This is a genomic window from Stenotrophomonas sp. YJH_SMC_91 (assembly GCF_059368495.1).
The window spans coordinates 71,497-92,924 of the sequence record NZ_JCAFRT010000014.1; the positions used below are offsets into that span (position 1 = coordinate 71,497).

Here is a 21,428-nt window from a genome sequence, read left to right on the forward strand (position 1 = left end):
TCAGCCCAGCACCAGCCGGGCCAGCTTCATGCCACCGAACAGGCCGGCCAGGCCCAGCGCCACCGAGCCACCGGCATACAGCGCGGCCAGTCCGTGCTGCCCGCGCTGCAGCAGCAGGCCGATCTCCAGCGCATAGGTAGAGAACGTGGTGTAGCCACCAAGGATGCCGGTGGCGAGCAACAGGCGAAGCTGCGGCGAGGCACCATTGCGCATCGCGAAGACCTCGACCACCACGCCCATCAGCAGGGCGCCACTGATGTTGATCAGGAAGGTCGACCACGGCCAGGGGCTGCCGACGGCCACTCGGGCGCCGATCAGGTTGCAGGCGTGGCGCAGGCAGGCACCGATGCCGCCGCCGACGAAGACCAGGAAATAGTTGTTCAATGCTTGCATGGCGTGCCTCGAATGCGGGTTCGCAGGGTCAATGGCGAACGCCGAGGGCAGGCAAGACCTGCCGTCGACGAACACCGGGTTCGTCCTGGCAGGAGCCATCAGCCTTGTCAGGCGGTTATCGGGGGAGCCCCATCCCCATCGCGGTCCATGCTACCAGCGGCGGTGCATTCACGTCATCGAGGTCGTCAGCACGCGGGCCACCTTGCTGCGGCTGAAGCCATCCATCAGCAGTTCGAACGCGAGCAGGTCCAGCGCCGCGTGGCGGCGGTGGTCGATTTCCAGGCCATTCTCGGCCACCAGGTGACTGACCAGCTCGTAGGCGTCCTGCCAGACGTCAAGGTGGGCCTGGCTGGGAATGTAGGCGTTACCCGGCTCCCCGACGCCGCGCCCGTTCACTCCATACAGCAGCTCGCGTGCGTCCAGCTTGGCCGCATCGGCGATGCGGAACAGCTGCTCGGCTTTCACATGGGACGCACTGACATGGTCGTTGAGCCAGTTGCTGATGGTTGCCGTGGTGGATTTGGCGGCGCGGGCCAGATCGGCCGGGCGGGGGTGCCCGGCTTTCTTCATGGCGGCGGCGAGTCGTTGGCCGAGAGTATTCATCTATGCAAGCCAGCTTAACGCGTGGAATGCGAAGAATCCTTGCCGCAAGAATAAGTCTGGTTAACAAAAGGGCAGACCATGACCGAATTCTGGAACAAGCGGCAGGTGCGCACGCGGCTGGGGTTCCAGACCGATGCGGAGCTGGCGCGCTTCTTCGGCATCAGCCGTTCCGCAGTATCGCAATGGCCGAAAGACTTCCCGATCCCCGCTCTGCGGCAGTACATCCTGCATCAGCGTTACCCGAACCTGTTCCCCGCAACGGGCGCCGCCGAAGTCGAATCCGCCTGAATTACGCCGCCTTTTGTCGCATTTAGCGTGCTAAGCGCATTCTGTTAAGTACACTTAGCAAAATAGGAAAAACTGATCGTTTTGGCAGTACCTATTGTCGACGCCTACCGGCTGCCGGACAGGTGGCTGGGGCGCGTTGTCGGCTTCACCCCATCCGGGAGGGGCGGGGTCCCGTATGTGGTTTCGTGAACGATTAATAATTTCAATCGCGAAAGTCGCTGCGTGTAATTGACCTGTCGTGAAATCTGTGACTAATTTGGATCAACCGGGCGTGAAGCCTGGGAGTCTTTCAGTAGCACGCAAGTGAGTCGGTAGACCGTCAACGATGCAGAACAAGTCCAACGGAGGTCGTATGGAATACGGCATGCATGGCTTGGCTGAACGGGTACGCCGCGAACTGGAAGCCAGCTATCACAAACACGGATGCGGTCCGGCGTTCTGGGATACCTACCAGCAGGTGCTGGACCGGCTCGTCCCGCAGGGGACCGAGCGTACCGAGTTCACCAACGAAATGGCGCTGATCATCGAGCAGCTGGGCATTGTCCGACGCGCGCAGCTGGTACCACCGCACGCCGACGGGCCGCGTTGATTCAGAGCAGGCGCCAGGCGCCGCAGGCAAGCAGCGCCAGCAGCAAAGACAGCAGGGCCAGGGTCCGGGGGCGCCACCAGCGCTTCGGTTGTCCGGCCATCGCCTGCGGACTGCAGTAGCGCACCAGCCCCGGACCGAACCCGGCCCGGTGCTGTTGCTGTGCGCAGGCCTCCAGACAGGCGCCGCAGGCCAGGCAGTCGGCCTGCGGCCCCTGGCGGATGTCCAGCTGCATCGGGCAGGCGCTGATGCAGGCCGCGCAATCGGTGCAGTCGCCAAGACGGTCGGCGCTGAAGGTCGGCATCGGTCCGGCCAGCAGCGGATGCGCGGCGCGGAACACGTAGTCCTGTGCAGTGGTCGGGTCGAGCAGGCCGCGGCCGCGGCCCAGCACGCCGCCCAGGCCGGATGGGCGAGGCCCACGTGGCTCGCCGCGGCGGGCGTCGTACAGCATGCGCGGCGTATGTGGATCGGTCAGCAGCGGCTGCATGCGTGCGAACGGGCACAGCGAACGGCAGACCTGCTCGCGCAGGAAGCCGGCGTTTGCCCAGGTGGCGGCGGCATAGAACAGCACCCAGAACGTTTCCCAGCCGCTCCAGCCGGCACGCGGCGCTGCGATCACCAGCTCGGCGATCGGACTGAACAGGCCCACGAAGGTGATGCCGGTCCACAGCGAGAGCAGCCCCCAGGCCAGCTGTGTGGCCGTGCGCGCAACGCGTGCCGGAAGCGTGCGGGCCATGCCGTCGGCGATCCAGTCGAAGGCACGGCGCCACAGTGTCTGCGGGCAGGCGTGGCCGCACCAGATGCGCCCGGCGAGGTGGGTGAGCAGTGCCAGCCCCACCGCGAGCACCGCCAGCAGGCCGACCAGCACCCCGACGTCTCCCGGCCACAGCGTCCAGCCGAACAGATCGAAGCGGCGGGCGTTGATATCCAGCAGCAAGGCCTGGCGGCCGTCCCAGTGCAGCCATGGCAATGCGTAGAACAGCACCAGCAAGGCGGCGCTGAGCGTGCCGCGCCAGTGCCGTGGTCTCGGTGTGCAGGTCGTACTCATCCCAGCGGCAACTCGTCGTCGTCGCCGCTGGGCATCGGTCGCTGCAGGTACCAGGTGATCGCGCTGGACAGCGCCGTCACCGTCCAGAACATGAAGAAGCCTGCCGTGTAGCCCATTTCACGGCTGATCTGCGTGCCCGGGAAACTGATGGCCTGCAACCGCAGCGGGTCGACGAAGGCGAAGAACACCACGCTGGCCAGGCCGGCAGCGATGAAGCTGGGCCAGAGGATCGCGCCCCATTGCTGGATCAACTGCTGGCGACGGTTGGGAGAGGGTCTGTTCATGCTGTCCCGGATCGAAAAGTGGGCGGCGCGTATACTCGCCTGGGTTGGCGCGGCATCCGCAGGGCATGCTTCCTGCAAGCGTGCCAGCCTAGGTGCAGCGGACTGCGCCGACATTGATCTGGATCAACGGTGGTGCCGGCCGGCTGCGGCACACTGCCGGCACGCTTTGGGTACCCCGATGAACGCAACGCCGCCTGTCCTTCCTGTCGCCTCGCCCGAGCTGTGCACCGAGCAGGAAGTGACCCGCCTGGTCCACGACTTCTACGCCCGCGTGCGCGGGGAGGAGCGATTGGGGCCGGTGTTCGAGGCCCACGTCCACGACTGGCCGGAGCATCTGGCCCAACTGGTCGACTTCTGGTCGGCGATGCTGCGCGGCACCCGGCGCTTCAAGGGTTCGCCGATGTCCAAGCACATGGCCATCGAGCTGGACAAGGATCTGTTCGACCGCTGGCTGGTGCTGTTCCGGATCACCACCGCCGAATGCAACAACCCGCCGATGCAGGAGCTGGCCAACGACGTGGCCGCGCGCATCGGTGACACCTTCTGGAAGCGCTACCAGATGCTGCGATGGCCGCAGGTCGGCCTGCCGGTGCTGGCGATGCCCGCCAAGGATTGATCTGGGTCAAGGCGGCGCAGGCCGCCCGGCGCGATGCTGGCGCCATGGACACGTTCTCTCCCGCCGCTGGTGGCCTGGCCTGGACCTTCGACCCCGACCTTCTGCGCCGGCACGACCGGCCGGGCCCGCGCTACACCTCGTACCCGACCGCGCCGAATTTCCATGATGGGTTCGACGCGCCGGCGCTGCGCCAGGCGATCGCCGACAGCAACCAGCTGGCCCGCGCGCTGTCGCTGTATGTGCATGTGCCGTTCTGTTCCAGCCCGTGCTTCTACTGCGGCTGCAACCGGGTGATCACCCGCGATCGCGGCCGTGGCCACAGCTATGTGTCGCGCGTGCTGGCCGAGGCCGATCTGCTGGCACCACAGTTCGAGGACGGTCGCGAGGTCATCCAGCTGCATCTGGGCGGTGGTACGCCGAACTTCCTCGATGCCGAGGCGATGACCACACTGGTGGAAGGGTTGCGCCGGCGCTTCGATTTCAGCGATTCACCGCAGCGCGATTTCTCGATCGAACTCGATCCACGCTTCATCGACACCCGTGACGTCGCCATGCTGGCGCGCCTGGGCTTCAACCGGGCCAGCCTGGGCGTGCAGGATTTCGACCCGCAGGTGCAGGAATCGATCAACCGCATACAGGGCGTGCAGCAGACACTGGACATCCTGCGCGCCTGCCGCGACAGCGGCATGCGTTCGGTCAACGTCGACCTGATCTACGGCCTGCCCGGGCAGAGTCTGGAAGGATTCGGCCGCACCCTCGAACGGCTGCTGGCGCTGCGCCCGGACCGCCTGGCGGTGTATGGCTACGCGCACCTGCCGCATCTTTTCCGGGCGCAGAAGCAGATCGACGAAAGCCGGTTGCCGTCGCCGGAAGACAAGCTGGCGCTGCTGGGCCTGGCGGTGGAGAAGCTCTCCGCGGCTGGCTACCAGTACATCGGCATGGATCATTTCGCATTGCCGGAAGAGGATCTGTCACGCGCGCAGCGTGCTGGCCAGCTGCATCGCAACTTCATGGGTTACACCACCCACGCCGATACCGATCTGCTCGGCCTGGGCGTAAGTGCGATCAGCCATATCGGCGCCACCTACAGCCAGAATCCACGTGACCTGGCGTCCTGGGAGGACGCGGTGGACCAGGGGCAGTTGCCGGTCTGGCGCGGTGTCGCGCTGAGTGCCGACGACCAGCTGCGCGCGGAGCTGATCCAGCAGCTGATGTGCCAGGGCGAGGTGGATGGTGCGGTGCTGGGGCAGCGCCACGGCGTGGATTTCCAGCAGTACTTCGCCGAGGACCTGCGTTCGGTACAGCGGCTGCAGGAAGATGGCCTGGCCGAGTACCGCGATGGCGTGGTGCGTGCGAGCGAACCCGGGCGACCGTTGCTGCGGTTGCTGGCAATGTGCTTCGACCCGTATCTGCGTGCCGCACATGAGCAGCCACGTTACTCGCGGGCGATCTGAAAGCGGGATGTGCTGCATGCGTGTGGTGCCCGGAGCCGGAATCGAACCGGCATGGGGTTGCCCCCGGCGGATTTTAAGTCCGATGCGTCTACCAGTTTCGCCATCCGGGCCTGCAGCGCGGCGCCGATTGTAGCCTACCCGTGTCGCTGCAGCCGGATTGCGCGGGAGCGACGTGCTTAACTGTTATCCCTGTTCATGTCATAGTCCCAGCCACCGTTCCCAGGGGGGGAGCCACCCGATGTCGCTGCACGCGATTGCCTATGCCAGTGAGGCCCGCGCCGATCTGCGGACAACCGATCTTGATCGCCTGCTGGCCGACGCCACGGCATTCAATCGTGTAGCCGGTGTCACCGGTGTCCTGATGTTCGACGGCAGCCGCTTCCTGCAGTATCTGGAAGGCCCCGAAGATGGCATCGATTCGGTGTTCCAGCGCATCTTCAATGCACGCAGCCACGCGCAGATGAGGCTGTTGTGCCGCGCGCCGGTGGTGCAGCGTGCGTTCCCGCGCTGGTCGATGGGGACGCGGCGGATCGATGCGGACCTGCTGACCCAGATCGTTGACGCGGCGTGGCCGGGTTTCCTGCTTGGCAGCGGTGGTTTCGAGCGCCTGCTGCAGGCCTGGACCGGTGCCGACGGCGAGCTGGAACCCGCTGCGGTCGCGCTGGGTTCCTGAGCCCGCCTTGGCGGCGGGGTACCGGGGCCGGTAGGCTGTAGCCTTTCTGGTGCGGGTTTTCCGGAGTGGTACAGCGAATGAGTGGGTTGGCCCAAGCCATGGCGGCACGCATCCGGTTTCACCCGGTGCACGGGACATGCCGATGAGCGTGCCCGTTGCGGCGGCGGTGACGCCGCGTTTCGCCGTGATCGGCCTGGGTTACGTCGGCCTGCCATTGGCGGTGGCGTTTGGCCGGCACTGGCCGACACTGGGCTTTGACATCGATGCCGGCCGCATCGCGGAGCTGCGCGGTGGCCGCGATCACACGCTGGAGATGGAGGCCGACGAGCTGGCCGAAGCCACGCATCTGCAGTACGGCAGCGATCCTTCGCTGCTCGATGCCTGCAACGTCTATATCGTCACCGTGCCGACCCCGATCGATGCATACGAGCAGCCCGACCTGGAGCCCCTGCGTTCGGCGACACGGCTGATTGCCAGTCATCTTCGCGCCGGCGATCTGGTGATCTACGAGTCCACGGTGTACCCCGGCACCACCGAGGAAGTGTGCGTGCCGCTGCTGGAACAGGGTTCGGGCCTGGGCTTCAACGAAGACTTCTATTGCGGCTACAGCCCGGAACGGGTCAGTCCCGGTGACCGCCAGCGGCGCCTGGCCGACATCCGCAAGATCACGTCTGGTTCGACCCCGGAAGTCGCTGCGGTGATCGATGGTCTCTACCAGCGCATCATCGACGCCGGTACGTTCCCGGCGCCGTCGATGCGCGTGGCCGAAGCAGCCAAGGTGGTCGAGAACATCCAGCGCGACGTCAACATCGCGCTGGTCAACGAGCTGGCGCTGATCTTCGACCGGCTCGGCATTGATACCCAGGACGTACTGGACGCCGCTGGCAGCAAGTGGAATTTCCTGCCGTTCCGGCCAGGCCTGGTTGGCGGTCACTGCATCGGCGTCGATCCGTACTATCTGCTGCACAAGTCCGAAAGCGTGGGCTACCACCCGGACCTGATCCACACCGCGCGGCAGGTCAACAACCGCGTCGGCGAGCACGTGGCGGCGCGCGTGCTGGCGATGCTGGCCGAGCGTGGCCGTGCACCGGCGGAGGCACGCATCCTGGTGCTGGGCGTGACCTTCAAGGAGGATTGCCCGGACCTGCGCAACAGCCGCGCGCTGGAACTGGCCCAGCGCCTGCGCGATGCGGGGGCGCAGGTGGAGGTGAGCGACCCGTGGGTCGGCCCGGCGGCATTGACCGGCGAGGGCCTGGATTGGCTGGCCGAGCCCGGGGCGGGGCGCTATGACGCGGTGGTACTGGCGGTGGCCCACGCCCGTTTCAAGGCAATGGATGAAGACGCAATCCGGGCGCTGCTGGCGCCAGGCGGCCTGGTCTACGACGTCAAATCGGCCTGGCCGCGCAACGTGGTTGACGATCGTTTGTAAGCCTTGGCAGCGAGCGGCGCGGTAGACTCGGGAACAGTTGCAACCGAGGAAAGCCATGCACCGGTACATCGTCTACCTGCTCGCCATCCTGATGTTCCCGATATGCCTGTGGCTGGCCACGATCTGGCCGGCCTGGTACTGGGGCGTCGGCCTGACTGCCGCGATGGTGGCATTGGGGACCTGGGACCTGCTGCAGAAGCGCAGCACGCTGCGCCGCAACTATCCGGTGATGGCGCACTTCCGCTACGGGCTGGAATCGATCGGCCCGGAGATCCGCCAGTACTTCGTGCAGAGTGACCTGGAGGACGTGCCGTTCTCGCGCCAGCAACGTGCACTGATCTACCAGCGCGCCAAGAACGAGATGGACACGGTACCGTTCGGCACCCTGCGCAGCACCTATGCGGTGGACTACGAATGGATCAACCATTCACTGGCGCCGACTGCCATCGCCAAGCATGACTTCCGCGTGCTGATCGGTCCGAACTGTGCCAAGCCCTATTCGGCCAGCGTGTTCAACATCTCGGCGATGAGCTTCGGTTCACTGTCGGCCAATGCCATCCGCGCACTGAACGAAGGCGCACGGCGTGGTGGTTTCTACCACGACACCGGCGAAGGTTCGATCTCGCCCTATCACCGTGAGATGGGCGGCGATCTGGTCTGGGAAATCGGCTCGGGCTACTTCGGTTGCCGCGACGAGAAGGGTGGTTTCAGCGAGGAACGCTTCGTTGCCAATGCCACCCATGACCAGGTCAGGATGATCGAGATCAAGCTGTCGCAGGGTGCCAAGCCGGGTCATGGCGGCGTGCTGCCAGCGCCGAAGGTGACTGCCGAGATCTCGGTGACCCGTGGCGTGCCGATGGGCGTGGACTGCGTGTCGCCGTCGCGTCACTCGGCGTTCTCGACACCGGTCGAGCTGCTGCAGTTCGTCGCCCGCCTGCGCGAGCTGTCCGGTGGCAAGCCGGTCGGTTTCAAGCTGGCGATCGGCCACCCGTGGGAGTGGTTCGGCATTGCCAAGGCGATGCAGGAAACCGGGTTGCTGCCGGATTTCATCGTGGTGGACGGTGCCGAAGGGGGCACAGGCGCGGCGCCAGCCGAGTTCGTCGACCATGTCGGCGTGCCGATGCACGAAGCGCTGCTGCTGGTGCACAACACCCTGGTCGGCCTCGATCTGCGCGAGCGCATCCGCATCGGTGCAGCCGGCAAGATCACCAGTGCGTTCGACATTGCGCGCACCATCGCGCTGGGTGCCGACTGGTGCAATGCCGGCCGCGGCTTCATGTTCGCGCTGGGCTGCATCCAGTCGTTGAGCTGCCATACCGACAAGTGCCCCACCGGCATCGCGACCCAGGACCCGGCGCGCTGGAAGCATCTGGATGCACCGGACAAGGCCACCCGTGTGTACAGCTACCACGAGCACACGCTGCATGCCTTGAAGGAACTGCTGTGTGCCGCGGGCCTGAACGACCCGGCGGAACTGGGCCCGGAGCATATCCTGCGTCGGGTTTCGCCTGTTGAGATCCGTTCGCTGGCCTCGCTGTACCGCTACCTGGAACCGGGCGAGCTGCTGCACAAGGTGCCGGACCACGCCGTGTTCCATGCGTTCTGGGCCGATGCGCGCAGCGATTCCTTCCAGCCGCCGCCGAAGATCCAGGCGCTGCGGGCCAGCAAGTCGCGATAACGTGTTGCTGTAGAACCGAGCCCATGCTCGGCTGCTTCTCTCATCGCGATGTTGGAACGAAGAACCGTCGAGCATGGCTCGACGCTGCAAGGAGATGCCATGCGGTTCCGGATCGGCACCACGGATGACGTGGCCACGCTGTGGGCGTTGCGCACGCGTTGCGTGCGCGAGACCTGCAGCAGCCATTATCCGCCCGAAGTGATTGCGCCCTGGTCGGCCTCGCCGCCGCCGTCGCAGTACGCGCGGTTGCTGGGGCAGGGCGGCTGCGTGGTGGCCGAGGATGGGCAGGGCGGCCTTCTTGGCTTCGGTGTGTTCGATGCCGATGCCAATGAAGTCGACGCGTTGTTCGTTGATCCTGATCGTGGCGGCCAGGGAATCGGCCAGGCGCTGATGCAGCGCCTGCTGGCAATGGCCGATCGTGAGCGTGAGGTGGTGCTGTCGGCCTCGCTCAACGCGGTGCCGTTCTACCAACGGCAGGGATTCATCAGCGTGCGCGAAGAGGTCTATCCGCATCCCAGCGGCGTGGCGCTGGCTTCGGTGAGCATGCGCAGGCCATGGTGAGCGCCCGGGGACTGTAAGGCAGTCGAGGATGGCTCGACTCTACAATGCAGGCGTCACCGCCCGGCCAGCCACCTGATTACGCCCTCGGCGGCACGCAGGCCACTGGCGTAGCACGCGGTCAACAGGTAGCCACCTGTCGGCGCCTCCCAGTCCAGCATCTCGCCGGCGCAGAACACGCCGGGCACGGCCCGCAGCATCAGGCCATCATCCAGCGCATCCAGGCGCACGCCGCCGGCGGTGCTGATCACCTCGGCCATCGGCCGGGGACGCAGCAGGCGCAGCGGCAGGCGCTTGAGCGTAGCCGCCACGGCAGGCAGGTCGTTGCCGGCTTCCTTACCCAGAATCTCGAACACCAGTGCGGCCTTCACCGCATCAAGGCCCGCCTGGCGACGCAGGTGCTCGCCGAAGCTGCGGCCCTTGCGCGGGCGTGACAGATCGGCCAGCAGGCGCGCCTCGTCGCGGCCCGGCACCAGATCCAGCCACAGCATCGCGTGGCCATCGCGGTTGATGGTCTCGCGCAGGTCCGCCGCCAACGCATAGATCAGGCTGCCTTCGATGCCGTACTCGCTGGCCACGCATTCGCCCTGCAGCGACTGTGGCTGTCCGGCCAGGTCGATCCAGTGCGCGACCACCGGCTTCAGCGGTGCACCGGCATTGCGCTGGGCGAAGAACGGGGTCCAGTCCACGTCGAAGCCGCAGTTGGCTGACTGCAGTGGCGTGATGTCCACGCCACGGGCCTGCAGCGGGGCAACCCAGGCGCCGTCGCTGCCCAGCTGCGGCCAGCTGCCGCCGCCCATCGCCAACACGGTGGCATCGGCGTGGACATCGATCTCGCCGGCTTCGGTGGCGAAGCGCAGCGCGCCGTCGTTGCTCCAGCCGATCCAACGGTGGTTGGCATGCAGGCGCACGCCCTGTTCCTTCAGCCGGCGCACCCAGCCACGCAGCAGCGGCGCGGCCTTGCGGTCGACCGGGAACACGCGGCCGGAGCTGCCCACATAGGTCTCCACGCCAAAACCGCCGGCCCAGTCGCGCAATGCCTGCGCATCGAAGCCATCCAGCCAGCGGCCCACGGTCGTGGACTGCTCGCGGTAGCGGCTGTCGAACAGCGGACGCGGATCGGAATGGGTAAGGTTGAGCCCGCCCTTGCCGGCGATCAGGAACTTGCGGCCGGGCGAACCTTTGGCCTCGTACAGGTCCACCTCCAGACCGGCGGCGCGCAGGCGCTCGGCGGCGAACAGGCCGGCCGGGCCGCCGCCGATGACGGCGACCCGCGGAAGCGGTGCGGCATTACGGTTTGACATCGAGCAGCTCGACATCGAACACCAGCGACGAGCCGGCCGGAATCGGGCCAACCCGGCGGTCGCCGTAGCCGTAATCCGGCGGGATCATCAGGGTGCGCTTGCCGCCGACCTTCATGCCGGCCACGCCCTCATCCCAGCCGCGGATGACCTGGCCGGCGCCGAGTGCGAAGGTGAACGGTTCGCCGTGCTTGAAGGAGCTGTCGAAGGTCTTGCCGTGCTTGGTTTCGGTGCGGTTGTCGTAGATCCAGCCGGTGTAGTGCACGGTGACCTTGCTGCCGGCAACGGCTTCGGTGCCGGTGCCGGGCACGGTATCGATGCGCTCGAAGGTGGTCAGGGTGCCGCCGGGCGGTGGGCCGGACGGTTCGGTTGTGCAGCCAGCGGCGGCGAGGGACAGCAGCAGGGGAAGCAGCAGGCGGCGCATCGGGCGTCTCCGGAAGGGCGCAGGGCGAGGGCGGCAAGGGTAGCGCATCGGCGCCGGGTATCATGGGGGCATGGCAAAACTCCTGCTCAATCTGCGCAATGTCGGCGACGACGAATATGCCGATGTCTGCACGCTGCTCGACCAGCACGACATCGCCTGGTATCGCACCGAACCCAGCCCCTGGGGCATCTCCAATGGTGGCCTGTGGCTGCGCGAGGACGCTGATCATCCACGAGCGAAGGCGCTGATGGCGGAATACCAGGCCGAACGCGGGCCGCGCATCCGTGCCGAGCGTGAGCAGGCATTGCGTGATGGCACGGCGGAGACCTTCGGCAGCCTGTTCCGGCGGCGGCCGGTCTACGTGGTGCTGGTGCTGCTGGGGATGGCCGGTGCGGCGGCGCTGGTGCTGCTGCCGTTCGTGCTGTTGCGGGGGTAATGGGGCTTCTGGCCGGGTTGCACCCGGCACCCGCAGACGCAACGGCAACAGCAACGTCAAAAGCCGGGCTTCAGTGGGAGGGCGGGGCGGTGTGGACAGGCGGGGGACGGCAAAAGCTGCTCCTGCGTGCCTCGTAGAGCGCCATCCATGGCGCTCTGCGCCCCCGCCTGCCCACACCGCCCCACCCATGACAGATTCCGGTTGTTTGCCGGGCTTGGGGTCGGGTCCCTCTGCTGCGCAGAGGGCTCTGACCCCTGAATCTGCCCGGAGGGGCGGGAGGCGCTAAAATGCCCGGATGATCGCCAATACCGCTGCCTATCATTTCGCCGTCATCGACGCTCCCCAGGCCCTGTGCGACCAGTTGCTGGCGCGTGCCGAGGCGGCGCAGTTGCGGGGCACGATCCTGGTGGCGGGCGAGGGGCTGAACCTGTTCCTGGCGGGTGCGCCGGAGGCGGTCGAGGGTTTCTACACGGCGCTGCGTTCTGACGCGCGGTTTGCCGATATGCGGGTCAAGACCAGCTTCAGTGAACATCAGCCGTTCGCGCGGCTGAAGGCCAAGGTGAAGGACGAGATCATCAGCTTCCGCCGTGACGACGGTCAGCCGCTGGACTATCCGCGCGCGCCGGCGGTCGATCCGGCCACGGTGCAACGCTGGTTGCGGCAGGGGCATGACGACGCCGGCAAGCCGGTGGTGATGCTCGATACCCGCAACCTGCAGGAAGTGGAGTACGGCACCTTCAAGGATGCGCTGGTGCTGCCGATTCACAAGTTCACCGACCTGCCCGAGGCGCTGGCGCCGCACCGCGAGGCGCTGAAAGACAGCACCGTGGTCAGTTTCTGCACCGGCGGCATCCGCTGCGAGAAGGCGGCGCTGTGGATGGTCAACGACGGCATGGACAACGTGCTGCAGCTGGACGGTGGCATCCTCGGCTACTTCGAGGAGGTGGGCGGCGAAGGCTACGAAGGCCGCTGCTTCGTGTTCGATGAGCGCGTGGCGCTGGATGCCGAGCTGAAGCCGATGGTCGACCAGCCGCTGCCGGAGCCGCGCCCCAGCGCGTTCTGACGCTTCCGCGGTAGAGCCGGCCGCTGGCCGGCTGCGAAGCCATCTACCTGTATGCCGGCCAGCGGCCGGCACTATCAATCGCGCTTGGCGCATCAGGACACCCCGGATCGGCCCGGTCAGCCCTGAACCCGCCACACGGGAATCAGCATCCCGCCACCGTCACTGGCCGCGGCGCCTGGCCGACCCCATGCATGGGGGATCCTGTGACGGAAAAACGCCTGATGATCCCGTTGTCGATCCTTGACCTGGCCCCGGTCTGCGAGGGCAGTGACACCACCGCCGCTTTCGCCAACATGCTGGAACTGGCCCAGCACGCCGATGCGCTGGGCTACCGCCGCTACTGGTTGGCCGAACACCACAACATGCCGGGCATCGCCAGCGCGGCCACCGCCGTGCTGATCGGCCACGTGGCGGGTGGCACAAAGCGCATCCGCGTCGGTGCCGGCGGCATCATGCTGCCCAACCATGCCCCGCTGCAGGTGGCCGAGCAGTTCGGCACGCTGGCTTCGCTGTATCCGGACCGCATCGACCTCGGCCTGGGCCGTGCACCCGGTACCGACCAGCCGACCGCGCGCGCGCTGCGCCGCTACTTCGACAGCGCCGACCAGTTCCCGCAGGACGTGCGCGAGCTGCTGCATTACTTCGAGCCGGTACAACCCGGGCAGGCGGTGCAGGCGGTTCCGGGTGGCGGCCTGCGGGTGCCGACCTGGATCCTCGGTTCGAGCCTGTTCGGTGCGCGCATGGCCGCCTCGATGGGCCTGCCGTATGCGTTCGCCTCGCACTTCGCACCCGACGCGATGGATGAAGCCGTTGCTGTATACCGGCGCGAGTTCCGCCCCTCGGCCACGCTGAAGCAGCCGCACGCGATGCTGGCCCTGAACGTCGTTGCCAGCGACAGCGAAACCGAATCGCGGCGCCTGTTCACCAGCCAGCAGCAGAGTTTCGTGAACCTGCGTCGCGGCCGACCGGGCAAGATTCCGGCACCGATCGACGACATCGAGTCCTTCTGGGAGCCGCACGAAAAACTGGGCGTGGAGCGGGCGCTGGCCTGCACCGTGCTGGGCGATCCGCAGCAGGTGGCGGAGGGCATCGCCGCGTTCGTCGAACGGCACAAGCCCGACGAGCTGATGCTCACCGCCAACCTGTACGACCACCGCGCGCGCCTGCGCTCGTTCGAACTGACCATGCAGGCCTGGCACGCCCGCCACGCGGGCTGAACAATTGCGTCACGGCCCATTGCGGCCAAACCGCGTCTGATGGGGGCTCATATCGAAGGAGCCCCCACATGGCCGACACCCGTGCCGAACACATCGCCCAGCTGGCCGAACTGATCAAGGACGTGGAGGTGGCGATGTTCACCACCACCGGCGTCGATGGCCGCCTCTACAGCCGGCCGTTGGCCACCCAGCAGGTCGCCTTCGACGGTGACCTTTGGTTCGTGATCACCGGCGACAGCCCCAAGGTGGCCGAGATCGCGCTCGACCCGCGGGTCAACGTGGCGTATGCCTCGCCCTCGAAGAACACCTATGTGTCGGTGGCGGGGCGGGCACGCGTGGTCGACGATCGCGCGAAGATCGAGGAGCTGTGGTCACCGGCGATGAAGCTGTTCTTCCCCGGTGGCAAGGATGACCCCAACCTTCGCCTGATCCATGTGCGCGCCGACAGTGCCGAGTACTGGGACGGTCCGGGCACGCTGCTGGGCAAGGCGTTGACGTTCGTGCTGTCGGCGGTGCAGGACGAACCGGCGGCGCTGGCCGACAACGGTTTCATCGATCTTCGGTGATGACCGATGTCCGGTATGGGTAGTGCCGGCCGCTGGCCGGCAAACCTGGGAAACGTGGCAGCCGGCCAGCGGCCGGCTCTACCGGATTCCGGATCAGAACCAGCGCTGGAACAGCTCCACCGTATAACCCACCAGCTGCCCCGAACTGAAACCGAAGAACGCGATCGCTGCCACGGCGGCGATCCAGTTGAACAGCATCAGCGCGCCATCGCGTTCCAGCAGCGCCAGCGAGAACAGCAGCAGCTGGAAGCCGAACAGGAAATTGGTGAAGGGAATCGGCAACGACAGCAGCAGGCCCAGCAGCACCAGCAGCAGGCCGGTGAAGGCGTGCGCCATCAGCGGTGTCAGCAGTTGCGGCAGGCGGGGTTTCAGCATCTTGTCCAGGCGCCGCAGCGGGCGGTCGATGCGGTCCAGGAAACGATGCATGGTGCCGCGCTTCGGCCCGCGGCGGGCAATGAAGCCGGGCAGCCAGGGCCGGCGCAGGCAGAACAGCATCTGCAGGCCGATCAGGACCACCAGTGGGCCGCTGACCGCGCCGCCCATGCCCGGGATCGGGATGAACGACGGCAGGATCGCCACGAACAGGAACACGCCGAACGCGCTCTGCTGCAGGTTGCCGAGGATCTGGCCCAGCGGCATGTGCTCGGCGGGATCGCCAGAGGCGAACATCTCCAGCAGGGTACGGATGCCCTCGTTGCGGTAGGCCGGGCGCTCGTCGCCCGGACCCTTGCCGGCCTCAGGCGGTGAGCTCATCGGCCTGCTCGTCGGACAACGTGCGCAGCAGCAGCTTGTCCACGCGCGCACCATCCAGGTCAACCACTTCGAAGCGCCAGCCCGCCCAGTCGAAGTACTCGCCTGCGTGCGGAATGCGGCCGAAGTAATGGATGCACATGCCGGCCAGCGTGTAGTAGTCGCCGTCCTCGGCGTCGGGCAGGTCGTTGCTGCCGATCAGTTCGCGCACGTCTTCGATCGGCAGCGAGCCGTCCACCAGCAGCGAGCCGTCTTCGCGGGTCACCACCAGCGCGTCCTCGTCGGCGTTCTCCACCGCCTGCAGGCGGCCGACCACCGCGCCCATCAGGTCGCTGATGGTCACCAGGCCCTGGATCTCGCCGTACTCGTCCACCACCAGTGCCATCGACTGCTGTTCCTCGCGGAAGATTTCCAGCAGCTTCATCGCGTGGGTCGATTCGGAGACGTACAGGGGTTCGCGCAGGGTCTGGAACAGCGCGTTGTCACCGCGCGCCATGCGCGTGGCCAGCGATTTCAGTTCGAGCACGCCGACCACGTCCATGTCGTTGTCGCGGTACACCGGGTACCGGGAGAACTCGTGTTCGGCCATGATTTCCAGGTTGCGCTCCAGCCCGGCCTGGGTATCCAGCCACGCGATGCGGTTGCGCGGGGTCATCAGGCTGTCGGCGGTGCGGTCGCCCAGGCGCATGACGCGGTTCATCATGTCGCGCTCGTGGGCATCGATCACGCCGGCCTCGTGGCTTTCGGCGACCAGCATGCGGATCTCTTCTTCGGTCACCGAGGCGACTTCATCCTTGCCCAGGCCGAACAGGCGCAGCACCAGCTGGGTGGTTCTGGACAGCAGCCAGACGAAGGGCAGGGCGAGCTTGGCCAGCCAGCTCATCGGCATCGCGACCAGGCCGGCAATGGCCTCCGAACGGGTCAGCGCCAGGCGCTTGGGCACCAGTTCGCCGAAGATCAGCGTGATGAAGGTGATCAGGCTGACCGCCAGCGCGGTACCGATGTTGCCGGCATAGGCGAAGCCCGGCATCAGGCCCTGGATCCAGCCGGCGAAGGCTTCGCCCAGCGCTTCACCGCCGAGGTAGCCGGTCAGCACGCCGATCACGGTGATGCCGATCTGCACGGTGGACAGGAAGCTCTCCGGCTTCTCGGACAGCTCCAGCGCCTTGGCCGCGCGCTTGGAGGTGGCGGCCATCTGCTTCAGGCGGCTCTTGCGCGAGGTCATGACCGACATCTCGGACATGGCGAAGAAGCCGTTCAGCAGAACAAGCGCAAAGACAATCAGGATCATTTCAAACACGGGCGTCGTCCCCGGTTGGTGGCAGGGAGGGCGGGTGCTTGCGATGGCGGCAGGCGCTCAGGAACGGGGTCCGGCGCGGCGCTGGGGGATAAGGGTCGTCGTCCATAGGATGCGCCCGAAGGCGCGCTGGCATCTTAGCAAAGGGGCATGGCAGGGTGGCAACCGCCTGTTCAGGTTCAGGGTTCCGAGCCCCGGAAAGGGGGCGGGGATACCCGTGATGGTCATCTAGCCGTCATAATTCCGTCTGGTGCCGTCCTTCCCGCGACGGCTGACAGGTTTCTCAATGTTCTCTCTGCAGACCATTTTCGGTTCCGGCAAACAGTTCTACACCCTGCTCGATGAGGCCGCCGTCGCGGCCTCCGACGCCGCCAAGGCGCTGCATTCCATGCTGCGCGAGGCCGACCGCCAGCCCGCGCTGGACGCCTTCAAGCTGGCCCGCCTGCGCGAGCGCGCGGCCTCGGACAAGATCAGCCAGGCGCTGGTGGACAGCTTCATGACCCCGATCGAGCGCGAAGACATCGAAGCGCTGGGCTCGGCCCTGTACAAGATTCCCAAGCAGATCGAGAAGTTCGCCGATCGCTATTCGCTGGCCACGACCCACCTGGAGCACATCGACTTCGCGCCGCGCGCGGCGATGCTGGAACAGGCCGCCGGCGTGGTGGTGGAGATGGTGGCCGACCTGCGCCACATGAACCTGGACCGGATGACCGCGCTGAACGAGAAGCTGCGCTCGCTGGAAAACGAGGCCGACCGCCTGATGCTCGAGCTGTACCGCGACATCTATTCCGGCCGCCTGGACAACCTGCAGATGTTCCTGCTGAAGGAATTCTTCGAGATCCTGGAAAAGGCCATCGACCGTTGCCGCGAGGCCGGCGTGGTTGCGTACCAGATCGTGTTGAAGAACAGCTGACGGACGCCTCCGCATGTTGACCCTTGTCCTGGTGGTGATCCTGGCCGCACTCGTCTTCGAGTTCATCAACGGCTTCCACGACACCGCCAATTCCATTGCCACCGTGGTCGCGACCAAGGTGCTCTCGCCCGGCTGGGCGGTGATGCTGGCCGCCTTCATGAACCTCATCGGTGCGCTGACCGGCACCGCGGTGGCGCTGACCATCGCTTCGGGCCTGCTCAACACCAACGTGGTCGAGGTCACCCCGCAGGTGATCCTGTGCGCGCTGCTGGGCGGCATCATCTGGAACCTGATCACCTGGTGGAAGGGCCTGCCGTCCTCATCCTCGCATGCGCTGATCGGTGGCCTCTGCGGCGCCGGCCTGGCGGCCGCCCACAACAACTGGGACGCGCTGATCTGGTCCGAGCGCCTGGGCAGCTGGGCGCAGAACAAGGGCCTGCTGTGGAAGGTGTTCGTGCCGATGATCACCTCGCCGATCGCCGGTTTCCTGCTCGGCATCGTGGTGATGGTGCTGCTGTGGGGCCTGATCGCCGGCCTGGCCAGGATCGGTGGCGCCATCGGTCGCCTGGCCCGCCCCCGCATCGTCAATGCCTTCTTCGGCAAGGCCCAGATCGCCTCGGCGGCCTACATGGGCTTCGCCCACGGCCACAACGATGCGCAGAAGACCATGGGCATCATCGCCATGACCCTGATCGGTGCCGAGGCCACCGGCGCACTGGATGACCTGCCGTCCTGGCTGGCCTTCATGCACCCGGACGCCCACGCCGGTGACGGCATCGCGATGTGGATCGTGCTGACCTGTGCGGTGGTGATGGCCGCCGGTACCGCTTCGGGCGGCTGGAAGATCATCAAGACCCTGGGCCACAAGATGGTCAAGCTGCACCCGATCCACGGCTTCGCCGCGGAGACCAGCTCGGCCACCATCCTGACCCTGGCCGCCCACTTCGGCATGCCGGTCTCGACCACGCACAGCATCTCCACCGCGATCATGGGCGTCGGCTTCGCCAAGAACCCGCGCTCGCTGAAGTTCGGCGTGATCGAACGCATCGTCTGGGCCTGGATCCTGACCATCCCGGCAGCCGGCGGCTGTGCGTACCTGATCCTGAAGCTGTTCGAGCTGTTCGGCTGGACCTGATCGCCACGCCAAGGTTGCAAACGAAAAAGCCCGCCGATATCCGGCGGGCTTTTTTCATGGGCAGAGAATTCTTCCGGACACATCGGGTCGACCAAGGTCGACACCTACCAGAGCAGAAACAGGGATCCGATCCCGTGCCGACCAACGGTCGGCACCCACCAACAGCAGCAGGAACCTGTCAGCGGCGGGGTGGGGTGGGGTTGCAGGACCGTTGGCGCCATGGATGGCGCCATCGAGCCCCCAGGGACGGGTTTACGGCGTGTCCAGCAACCCCACCCCACCTCGCCAGCCCACGGAAACCCTGCTTTTGCCGTTGCCGTTGCCGTTGATCCGGCGGGTGCCGGGCCGCAGGCCCGGCCGAACCCCTCAATTGCGCTGGAACAGCGCCTGCACATCCTTGCGGAACGCCGCCTGGCTGTCCGTCCGGCTGTAGAACATGTGCCCGCCCGGATAGCTCCGCACCTGCACCCGGTCCGGGTTGCTGCCCATCGCCGGCATCTGGTCCACCGTCAGGATCGAGCCCATGAACGGGCACGACAGGTCGTTCCAGCCATGCACGATCAGCACCTGCAGATGCGGATCGATCGCCACCGCCTGGCGCAGCTGGGTCACCGCACCCTGGCGCAGCTCGCCGTTGCGGTCCCACAGACGATTCACGTCGTAGTTCAGCGCCTGGTAGCGCGCATCCACCTTCCAGCCGACCACGCGCGTCACGAAGTCGACCATCGCCGTGGTGGTCGGCGCAATGATGCTGTCCAGCAGCGGATCATTGGCGCGCTGCTCCGGGTCATTCGGGAATGGATCGAACGCGGTCACATTGGAGTCGTAGCGGCTGCCCAGCGTGCCCTTGTCGCGGAATACTTCGCGCAGGTAGGCCTGGGTTTCAAGACGGCCACCGGCACGGCGCACGAACTGCGGGTCAAGCCCGGTCAGCTCGGTCACCCGGCGCAGCATCGCCTCGGTCGCCTGCGGATCGCTGCGGCCCTTCATCAACGCGGTGGCGTAATCGCCACGGGTGTACTCCACCACCTCGCGCATTGCCGCGTCGGTGAGCCTGCCCTGGCGCTCCAGGTGCGCCGCGGCGATCGACGGCAGCGTCTGCATCCATGCCATCGGCGAGACGTCGGCGTTGTCTTCCAGCGTCGGGCTCAGGTACGGCGAGACCAGTACCAGGCCGTTCATCGCCACGCCCAGCCGGGTCTGCAGGAAATGGGTGATGCGCGGGCCGCGATAGCCGCCGTAGCTTTCGCCGGTCAGGTACTTGCGTGACGCCATGCGCTGGTTGCGCAGCAGCCAGTCGTAGATCGAGCGCGACAGGTACTCGATGTCGGCGCCGGGGTTGTACAGCTGCTTCTTCGCCTCGTCATCGCCGATGCGCGCGCGGCTGAAACCGGTGCCGACCGGATCGATGAATACCAGGTCGGTGAAATCCAGCCAGGTGCCCGGGTTGTCATGCAGGGTCGCGGGCGCCGAGGCGCTGTCGCCTTCCGAACCGAAGGTGACCACCTTGGGCCCGATCGCGCCCATGTTGAGGTACACCGACGAGGCACCGGGGCCGCCATTGAGCGCGAACGTCACCGGCCGGTCCTTGCCCGGCATCGTGTACGCAGTGAACACCACATCGGCGATGACCTTGCCCTTCTCATCGCGCACCGGCAGGGTGCCGACGGTGGCGGTGTAGTCCAGGGTGCGGCCGGCCAGGCGCATGCTCTGGCGCGCCGACGCATCGGCAGGCAGCGCAGGCGCGTCGGTCCTGTCGTCTTTCGAATCGGGCTTGGTGTCAGCGGCGGGCGCGGCCAGCACACTGGTGGGGGCGATGAGCAGGCCGACGCAGAGCGCGGCAGTGTGCAGCAGGGACTTCATGGCACCGGATCGGCAGCGGAAGGGGGGTCCGATGCTAGGCCGGTGGAGTGCCATGCCGTATGTGTCCAAAGGCATGGCCACGTTCTGCAGCGGCTTGCGGCCAGATTGGATCAAACGGGCAGGGTGGCTGCCGCTTCGTCGTTGGCCAGCAGGCCATAGACGGCCGAGTCCGAAAGCTCGCCCTGGATGCGCCAGCGCTGGCGCAGCACCCCCTCGCGGTGGAAGCCGAGGCGGTCAAGCACATGTGCCGAGGGTACGTTGCGTGGATCGATCTCGGCTTCGATGCGGTGCAGGTGCAGGGTGTGGAACAGATAGCCCAGCATCTGCTGCAGGGCCTCATGCATGTAGCCCTGGCCCTGGCGGTCGGGCGCCAGCAGATAGCCGATCTCGGCCCGCATGGCCTCACGATCAATGGCGAATGCGACGCAGACGCCCAGCAGTGGGCCGTTGGGTGATTCGCGCAAGGCCAGCTTCAACTGGGTGCCGATCGCGTGCGCGGCAAGGTCGTCGTCGATCTGTTCGCGGGCTTCGGCCGGTCGTGTCCAGGCCGGATGGTTCCACCAGCGCATCACGTCCGGATTGGATTGCAGCGCGAACAGCGCGGCCGCGTCGTCACGGCGGATCGGGCTCAGCACCAACCGCGCGCTGTGCAGCGGCAGGGCGGGAAACAGCAGCGAGTGGCTGGCCAATACGATGGTCCACACGGGTGGACGCGCATTATGCCGCCGCCGGGTTTGCCGATGGCGGCGTAATGCCAAGGGCGCATGAGCCGGTAATGGCGGTCGCTGGCCGGCAGTCGAGGTTGCCGGCCAGCGGCCGGCACTACCGGGCAACCGGGTCAGAGCCCTTTGCC

24 protein-coding genes, 1 tRNA gene and 1 riboswitch are annotated in these 21,428 nt (G+C 66.5%); of the genes, 14 read left to right on the top strand and 11 right to left on the bottom strand.

All coding sequences use genetic code 11. The features are described 5' to 3' along the window. On the bottom strand, positions 1–393 hold the full coding sequence (gene crcB, locus AC5P5X_RS16315) for a fluoride efflux transporter CrcB (protein ID WP_005412844.1): 393 nt from the start codon (positions 391–393) through the stop codon (positions 1–3). Positions 394–475: 82 nt separating this feature from the next. After that, positions 476–539: riboswitch (Fluoride riboswitch) on the bottom strand. 22 nt (positions 540–561) lie between these two features. Then, positions 562–963, bottom strand: coding sequence for a transcriptional regulator (locus AC5P5X_RS16320; protein ID WP_005408921.1), 402 nt, complete (start codon positions 961–963; stop codon positions 562–564). A 111-nt stretch (positions 964–1,074) separates the two neighbouring features. Between AC5P5X_RS16320 and AC5P5X_RS16325 the strand changes: the two genes are divergently transcribed. Next, complete coding sequence (locus AC5P5X_RS16325) at positions 1,075–1,284, top strand: helix-turn-helix domain-containing protein (RefSeq protein WP_005408922.1); 210 nt, start codon at positions 1,075–1,077, stop codon at positions 1,282–1,284. A gap of 352 nt (positions 1,285–1,636) precedes the next feature. After that, on the top strand, positions 1,637–1,873 hold the full coding sequence (locus AC5P5X_RS16330; RefSeq protein WP_005408923.1) for a hypothetical protein: 237 nt from the start codon (positions 1,637–1,639) through the stop codon (positions 1,871–1,873). Between the two features lies 1 nt (position 1,874). Here AC5P5X_RS16330 and AC5P5X_RS16335 read toward each other — a convergent pair whose 3' ends face one another. Together AC5P5X_RS16335 and AC5P5X_RS16340 are read right to left on the bottom strand one after the other, a co-directional pair. Further along, the gene (locus AC5P5X_RS16335; protein WP_111189150.1) at positions 1,875–2,918 is read right to left on the bottom strand and encodes a 4Fe-4S dicluster domain-containing protein; all 1,044 of its coding nucleotides are present in this window, start codon (positions 2,916–2,918) and stop codon (positions 1,875–1,877) included. After that, positions 2,915–3,202, bottom strand: a complete 288-nt coding sequence (locus AC5P5X_RS16340; protein WP_005408925.1) for a hypothetical protein — start codon at positions 3,200–3,202, stop codon at positions 2,915–2,917. The genes AC5P5X_RS16335 and AC5P5X_RS16340 overlap by 4 nt, the downstream gene beginning before the upstream one ends. Before the next feature lie 178 nt (positions 3,203–3,380). Here AC5P5X_RS16340 and AC5P5X_RS16345 point away from each other — a divergent pair, with 178 nt between their 5' ends. Continuing rightward, positions 3,381–3,818 (top strand): group III truncated hemoglobin, encoded by a 438-nt coding sequence (locus tag AC5P5X_RS16345; RefSeq protein WP_049459683.1) that lies wholly within the window; start codon positions 3,381–3,383, stop codon positions 3,816–3,818. 44 nt (positions 3,819–3,862) lie between these two features. Then, on the top strand, positions 3,863–5,272 hold the full coding sequence (hemN, locus tag AC5P5X_RS16350) for an oxygen-independent coproporphyrinogen III oxidase (protein ID WP_111189161.1): 1,410 nt from the start codon (positions 3,863–3,865) through the stop codon (positions 5,270–5,272). 23 nt (positions 5,273–5,295) lie between these two features. On the opposite strand, the gene AC5P5X_RS16355 is transcribed toward hemN, so the two are convergent. After that, positions 5,296–5,382 (bottom strand) — tRNA-Leu (locus AC5P5X_RS16355). Positions 5,383–5,510: 128 nt separating this feature from the next. Between AC5P5X_RS16355 and AC5P5X_RS16360 the strand changes: the two genes are divergently transcribed. From AC5P5X_RS16360 to AC5P5X_RS16375, 4 genes are all read left to right on the top strand, one after another. Continuing rightward, on the top strand, positions 5,511–5,945 hold the full coding sequence (locus tag AC5P5X_RS16360) for a BLUF domain-containing protein (RefSeq protein ID WP_005408981.1): 435 nt from the start codon (positions 5,511–5,513) through the stop codon (positions 5,943–5,945). A gap of 142 nt (positions 5,946–6,087) precedes the next feature. Further along, entirely contained in the window at positions 6,088–7,374 is a 1,287-nt protein-coding gene (locus AC5P5X_RS16365; protein WP_005408982.1) for a nucleotide sugar dehydrogenase, read from the top strand. Positions 7,375–7,429: 55 nt separating this feature from the next. Next, on the top strand, positions 7,430–9,052 hold the full coding sequence (locus tag AC5P5X_RS16370; RefSeq protein WP_005412910.1) for an FMN-binding glutamate synthase family protein: 1,623 nt from the start codon (positions 7,430–7,432) through the stop codon (positions 9,050–9,052). A 99-nt stretch (positions 9,053–9,151) separates the two neighbouring features. Beyond that, positions 9,152–9,613 carry a GNAT family N-acetyltransferase gene (locus tag AC5P5X_RS16375; protein WP_024956617.1) on the top strand — a complete coding sequence of 154 codons (462 nt, stop codon included), beginning with the start codon at positions 9,152–9,154 and terminating at the stop codon, positions 9,611–9,613. Positions 9,614–9,666: 53 nt separating this feature from the next. Here AC5P5X_RS16375 and AC5P5X_RS16380 read toward each other — a convergent pair whose 3' ends face one another. Both AC5P5X_RS16380 and AC5P5X_RS16385 read right to left on the bottom strand, forming a co-directional pair. Further along, a complete protein-coding gene (locus AC5P5X_RS16380) occupies positions 9,667–10,914 on the bottom strand; it encodes a TIGR03862 family flavoprotein (RefSeq protein WP_049459681.1) in 1,248 nt (415 codons plus the stop codon). Continuing rightward, a complete protein-coding gene (locus AC5P5X_RS16385) occupies positions 10,901–11,335 on the bottom strand; it encodes an FKBP-type peptidyl-prolyl cis-trans isomerase (protein ID WP_005408986.1) in 435 nt (144 codons plus the stop codon). Before AC5P5X_RS16385 ends, AC5P5X_RS16380 begins: the two co-directional genes overlap by 14 nt. 70 nt (positions 11,336–11,405) lie before the next feature. On the opposite strand from AC5P5X_RS16385, the gene AC5P5X_RS16390 reads away from it, so the two are divergent. The 4 genes from AC5P5X_RS16390 to AC5P5X_RS16405 all read left to right on the top strand — a co-directional run bounded on the left by AC5P5X_RS16390 (position 11,406) and on the right by AC5P5X_RS16405 (position 14,617). Next, positions 11,406–11,771, top strand: coding sequence for a DUF6164 family protein (locus tag AC5P5X_RS16390; RefSeq protein WP_005412913.1), 366 nt, complete (start codon positions 11,406–11,408; stop codon positions 11,769–11,771). Positions 11,772–12,066: 295 nt separating this feature from the next. Next, on the top strand, positions 12,067–12,834 hold the full coding sequence (locus AC5P5X_RS16395; protein WP_088436460.1) for a sulfurtransferase: 768 nt from the start codon (positions 12,067–12,069) through the stop codon (positions 12,832–12,834). Positions 12,835–13,055: 221 nt separating this feature from the next. Then, the gene (locus AC5P5X_RS16400) at positions 13,056–14,051 is read left to right on the top strand and encodes an LLM class flavin-dependent oxidoreductase (RefSeq protein WP_005408989.1); all 996 of its coding nucleotides are present in this window, start codon (positions 13,056–13,058) and stop codon (positions 14,049–14,051) included. A gap of 68 nt (positions 14,052–14,119) precedes the next feature. Further along, positions 14,120–14,617: a pyridoxamine 5'-phosphate oxidase family protein gene (locus tag AC5P5X_RS16405; protein ID WP_005412916.1), complete on the top strand. Its 498-nt coding sequence runs from the start codon at positions 14,120–14,122 to the stop codon at positions 14,615–14,617. Between the two features lie 93 nt (positions 14,618–14,710). On the opposite strand, the gene AC5P5X_RS16410 is transcribed toward AC5P5X_RS16405, so the two are convergent. Both AC5P5X_RS16410 and AC5P5X_RS16415 read right to left on the bottom strand, forming a co-directional pair. After that, positions 14,711–15,370 carry an exopolysaccharide biosynthesis protein gene (locus AC5P5X_RS16410; RefSeq protein ID WP_043034336.1) on the bottom strand — a complete coding sequence of 220 codons (660 nt, stop codon included), beginning with the start codon at positions 15,368–15,370 and terminating at the stop codon, positions 14,711–14,713. Next, the gene (locus tag AC5P5X_RS16415) at positions 15,354–16,658 is read right to left on the bottom strand and encodes a hemolysin family protein (RefSeq protein ID WP_032966609.1); all 1,305 of its coding nucleotides are present in this window, start codon (positions 16,656–16,658) and stop codon (positions 15,354–15,356) included. Before AC5P5X_RS16415 ends, AC5P5X_RS16410 begins: the two co-directional genes overlap by 17 nt. A gap of 292 nt (positions 16,659–16,950) precedes the next feature. Between AC5P5X_RS16415 and AC5P5X_RS16420 the strand changes: the two genes are divergently transcribed. Next, positions 16,951–17,577, top strand: coding sequence for a DUF47 domain-containing protein (locus AC5P5X_RS16420; protein ID WP_004152833.1), 627 nt, complete (start codon positions 16,951–16,953; stop codon positions 17,575–17,577). A 13-nt stretch (positions 17,578–17,590) separates the two neighbouring features. After that, on the top strand, positions 17,591–18,712 hold the full coding sequence (locus AC5P5X_RS16425; RefSeq protein ID WP_005408993.1) for an inorganic phosphate transporter: 1,122 nt from the start codon (positions 17,591–17,593) through the stop codon (positions 18,710–18,712). Between the two features lie 366 nt (positions 18,713–19,078). On the opposite strand, the gene AC5P5X_RS16430 is transcribed toward AC5P5X_RS16425, so the two are convergent. Together AC5P5X_RS16430 and AC5P5X_RS16435 are read right to left on the bottom strand one after the other, a co-directional pair. Beyond that, entirely contained in the window at positions 19,079–20,575 is a 1,497-nt protein-coding gene (locus tag AC5P5X_RS16430) for a S10 family peptidase (protein ID WP_059033941.1), read from the bottom strand. A 110-nt stretch (positions 20,576–20,685) separates the two neighbouring features. Next, positions 20,686–21,264 carry a GNAT family N-acetyltransferase gene (locus AC5P5X_RS16435; RefSeq protein ID WP_012479721.1) on the bottom strand — a complete coding sequence of 193 codons (579 nt, stop codon included), beginning with the start codon at positions 21,262–21,264 and terminating at the stop codon, positions 20,686–20,688. Between the last annotated feature and the right edge of the window lie 164 nt (positions 21,265–21,428).

Excerpts from the sequence above, each read along its gene's own strand:
- crcB (WP_005412844.1), bottom strand. The coding sequence starts at position 393 with ATGCAAGCATTGAACAACTATTTCCTGGTCTTCGTCGGCGGCGGCATC.
- AC5P5X_RS16320 (WP_005408921.1), bottom strand. The coding sequence starts at position 963 with ATGAAGAAAGCCGGGCACCCCCGCCCGGCCGATCTGGCCCGCGCCGCC.
- AC5P5X_RS16325 (WP_005408922.1), top strand. The coding sequence starts at position 1,075 with ATGACCGAATTCTGGAACAAGCGGCAGGTGCGCACGCGGCTGGGGTTC.
- AC5P5X_RS16330 (WP_005408923.1), top strand. The coding sequence starts at position 1,637 with ATGGAATACGGCATGCATGGCTTGGCTGAACGGGTACGCCGCGAACTG.
- AC5P5X_RS16335 (WP_111189150.1), bottom strand. The coding sequence starts at position 2,918 with ATGAGTACGACCTGCACACCGAGACCACGGCACTGGCGCGGCACGCTC.
- AC5P5X_RS16340 (WP_005408925.1), bottom strand. The coding sequence starts at position 3,202 with ATGAACAGACCCTCTCCCAACCGTCGCCAGCAGTTGATCCAGCAATGG.
- AC5P5X_RS16345 (WP_049459683.1), top strand. The coding sequence starts at position 3,381 with ATGAACGCAACGCCGCCTGTCCTTCCTGTCGCCTCGCCCGAGCTGTGC.
- hemN (WP_111189161.1), top strand. The coding sequence starts at position 3,863 with ATGGACACGTTCTCTCCCGCCGCTGGTGGCCTGGCCTGGACCTTCGAC.
- AC5P5X_RS16360 (WP_005408981.1), top strand. The coding sequence starts at position 5,511 with ATGTCGCTGCACGCGATTGCCTATGCCAGTGAGGCCCGCGCCGATCTG.
- AC5P5X_RS16365 (WP_005408982.1), top strand. The coding sequence starts at position 6,088 with ATGAGCGTGCCCGTTGCGGCGGCGGTGACGCCGCGTTTCGCCGTGATC.
- AC5P5X_RS16370 (WP_005412910.1), top strand. The coding sequence starts at position 7,430 with ATGCACCGGTACATCGTCTACCTGCTCGCCATCCTGATGTTCCCGATA.
- AC5P5X_RS16375 (WP_024956617.1), top strand. The coding sequence starts at position 9,152 with ATGCGGTTCCGGATCGGCACCACGGATGACGTGGCCACGCTGTGGGCG.
- AC5P5X_RS16380 (WP_049459681.1), bottom strand. The coding sequence starts at position 10,914 with ATGTCAAACCGTAATGCCGCACCGCTTCCGCGGGTCGCCGTCATCGGC.
- AC5P5X_RS16385 (WP_005408986.1), bottom strand. The coding sequence starts at position 11,335 with ATGCGCCGCCTGCTGCTTCCCCTGCTGCTGTCCCTCGCCGCCGCTGGC.
- AC5P5X_RS16390 (WP_005412913.1), top strand. The coding sequence starts at position 11,406 with ATGGCAAAACTCCTGCTCAATCTGCGCAATGTCGGCGACGACGAATAT.
- AC5P5X_RS16395 (WP_088436460.1), top strand. The coding sequence starts at position 12,067 with ATGATCGCCAATACCGCTGCCTATCATTTCGCCGTCATCGACGCTCCC.
- AC5P5X_RS16400 (WP_005408989.1), top strand. The coding sequence starts at position 13,056 with ATGATCCCGTTGTCGATCCTTGACCTGGCCCCGGTCTGCGAGGGCAGT.
- AC5P5X_RS16405 (WP_005412916.1), top strand. The coding sequence starts at position 14,120 with ATGGCCGACACCCGTGCCGAACACATCGCCCAGCTGGCCGAACTGATC.
- AC5P5X_RS16410 (WP_043034336.1), bottom strand. The coding sequence starts at position 15,370 with ATGAGCTCACCGCCTGAGGCCGGCAAGGGTCCGGGCGACGAGCGCCCG.
- AC5P5X_RS16415 (WP_032966609.1), bottom strand. The coding sequence starts at position 16,658 with ATGATCCTGATTGTCTTTGCGCTTGTTCTGCTGAACGGCTTCTTCGCC.
- AC5P5X_RS16420 (WP_004152833.1), top strand. The coding sequence starts at position 16,951 with ATGTTCTCTCTGCAGACCATTTTCGGTTCCGGCAAACAGTTCTACACC.
- AC5P5X_RS16425 (WP_005408993.1), top strand. The coding sequence starts at position 17,591 with ATGTTGACCCTTGTCCTGGTGGTGATCCTGGCCGCACTCGTCTTCGAG.
- AC5P5X_RS16430 (WP_059033941.1), bottom strand. The coding sequence starts at position 20,575 with ATGAAGTCCCTGCTGCACACTGCCGCGCTCTGCGTCGGCCTGCTCATC.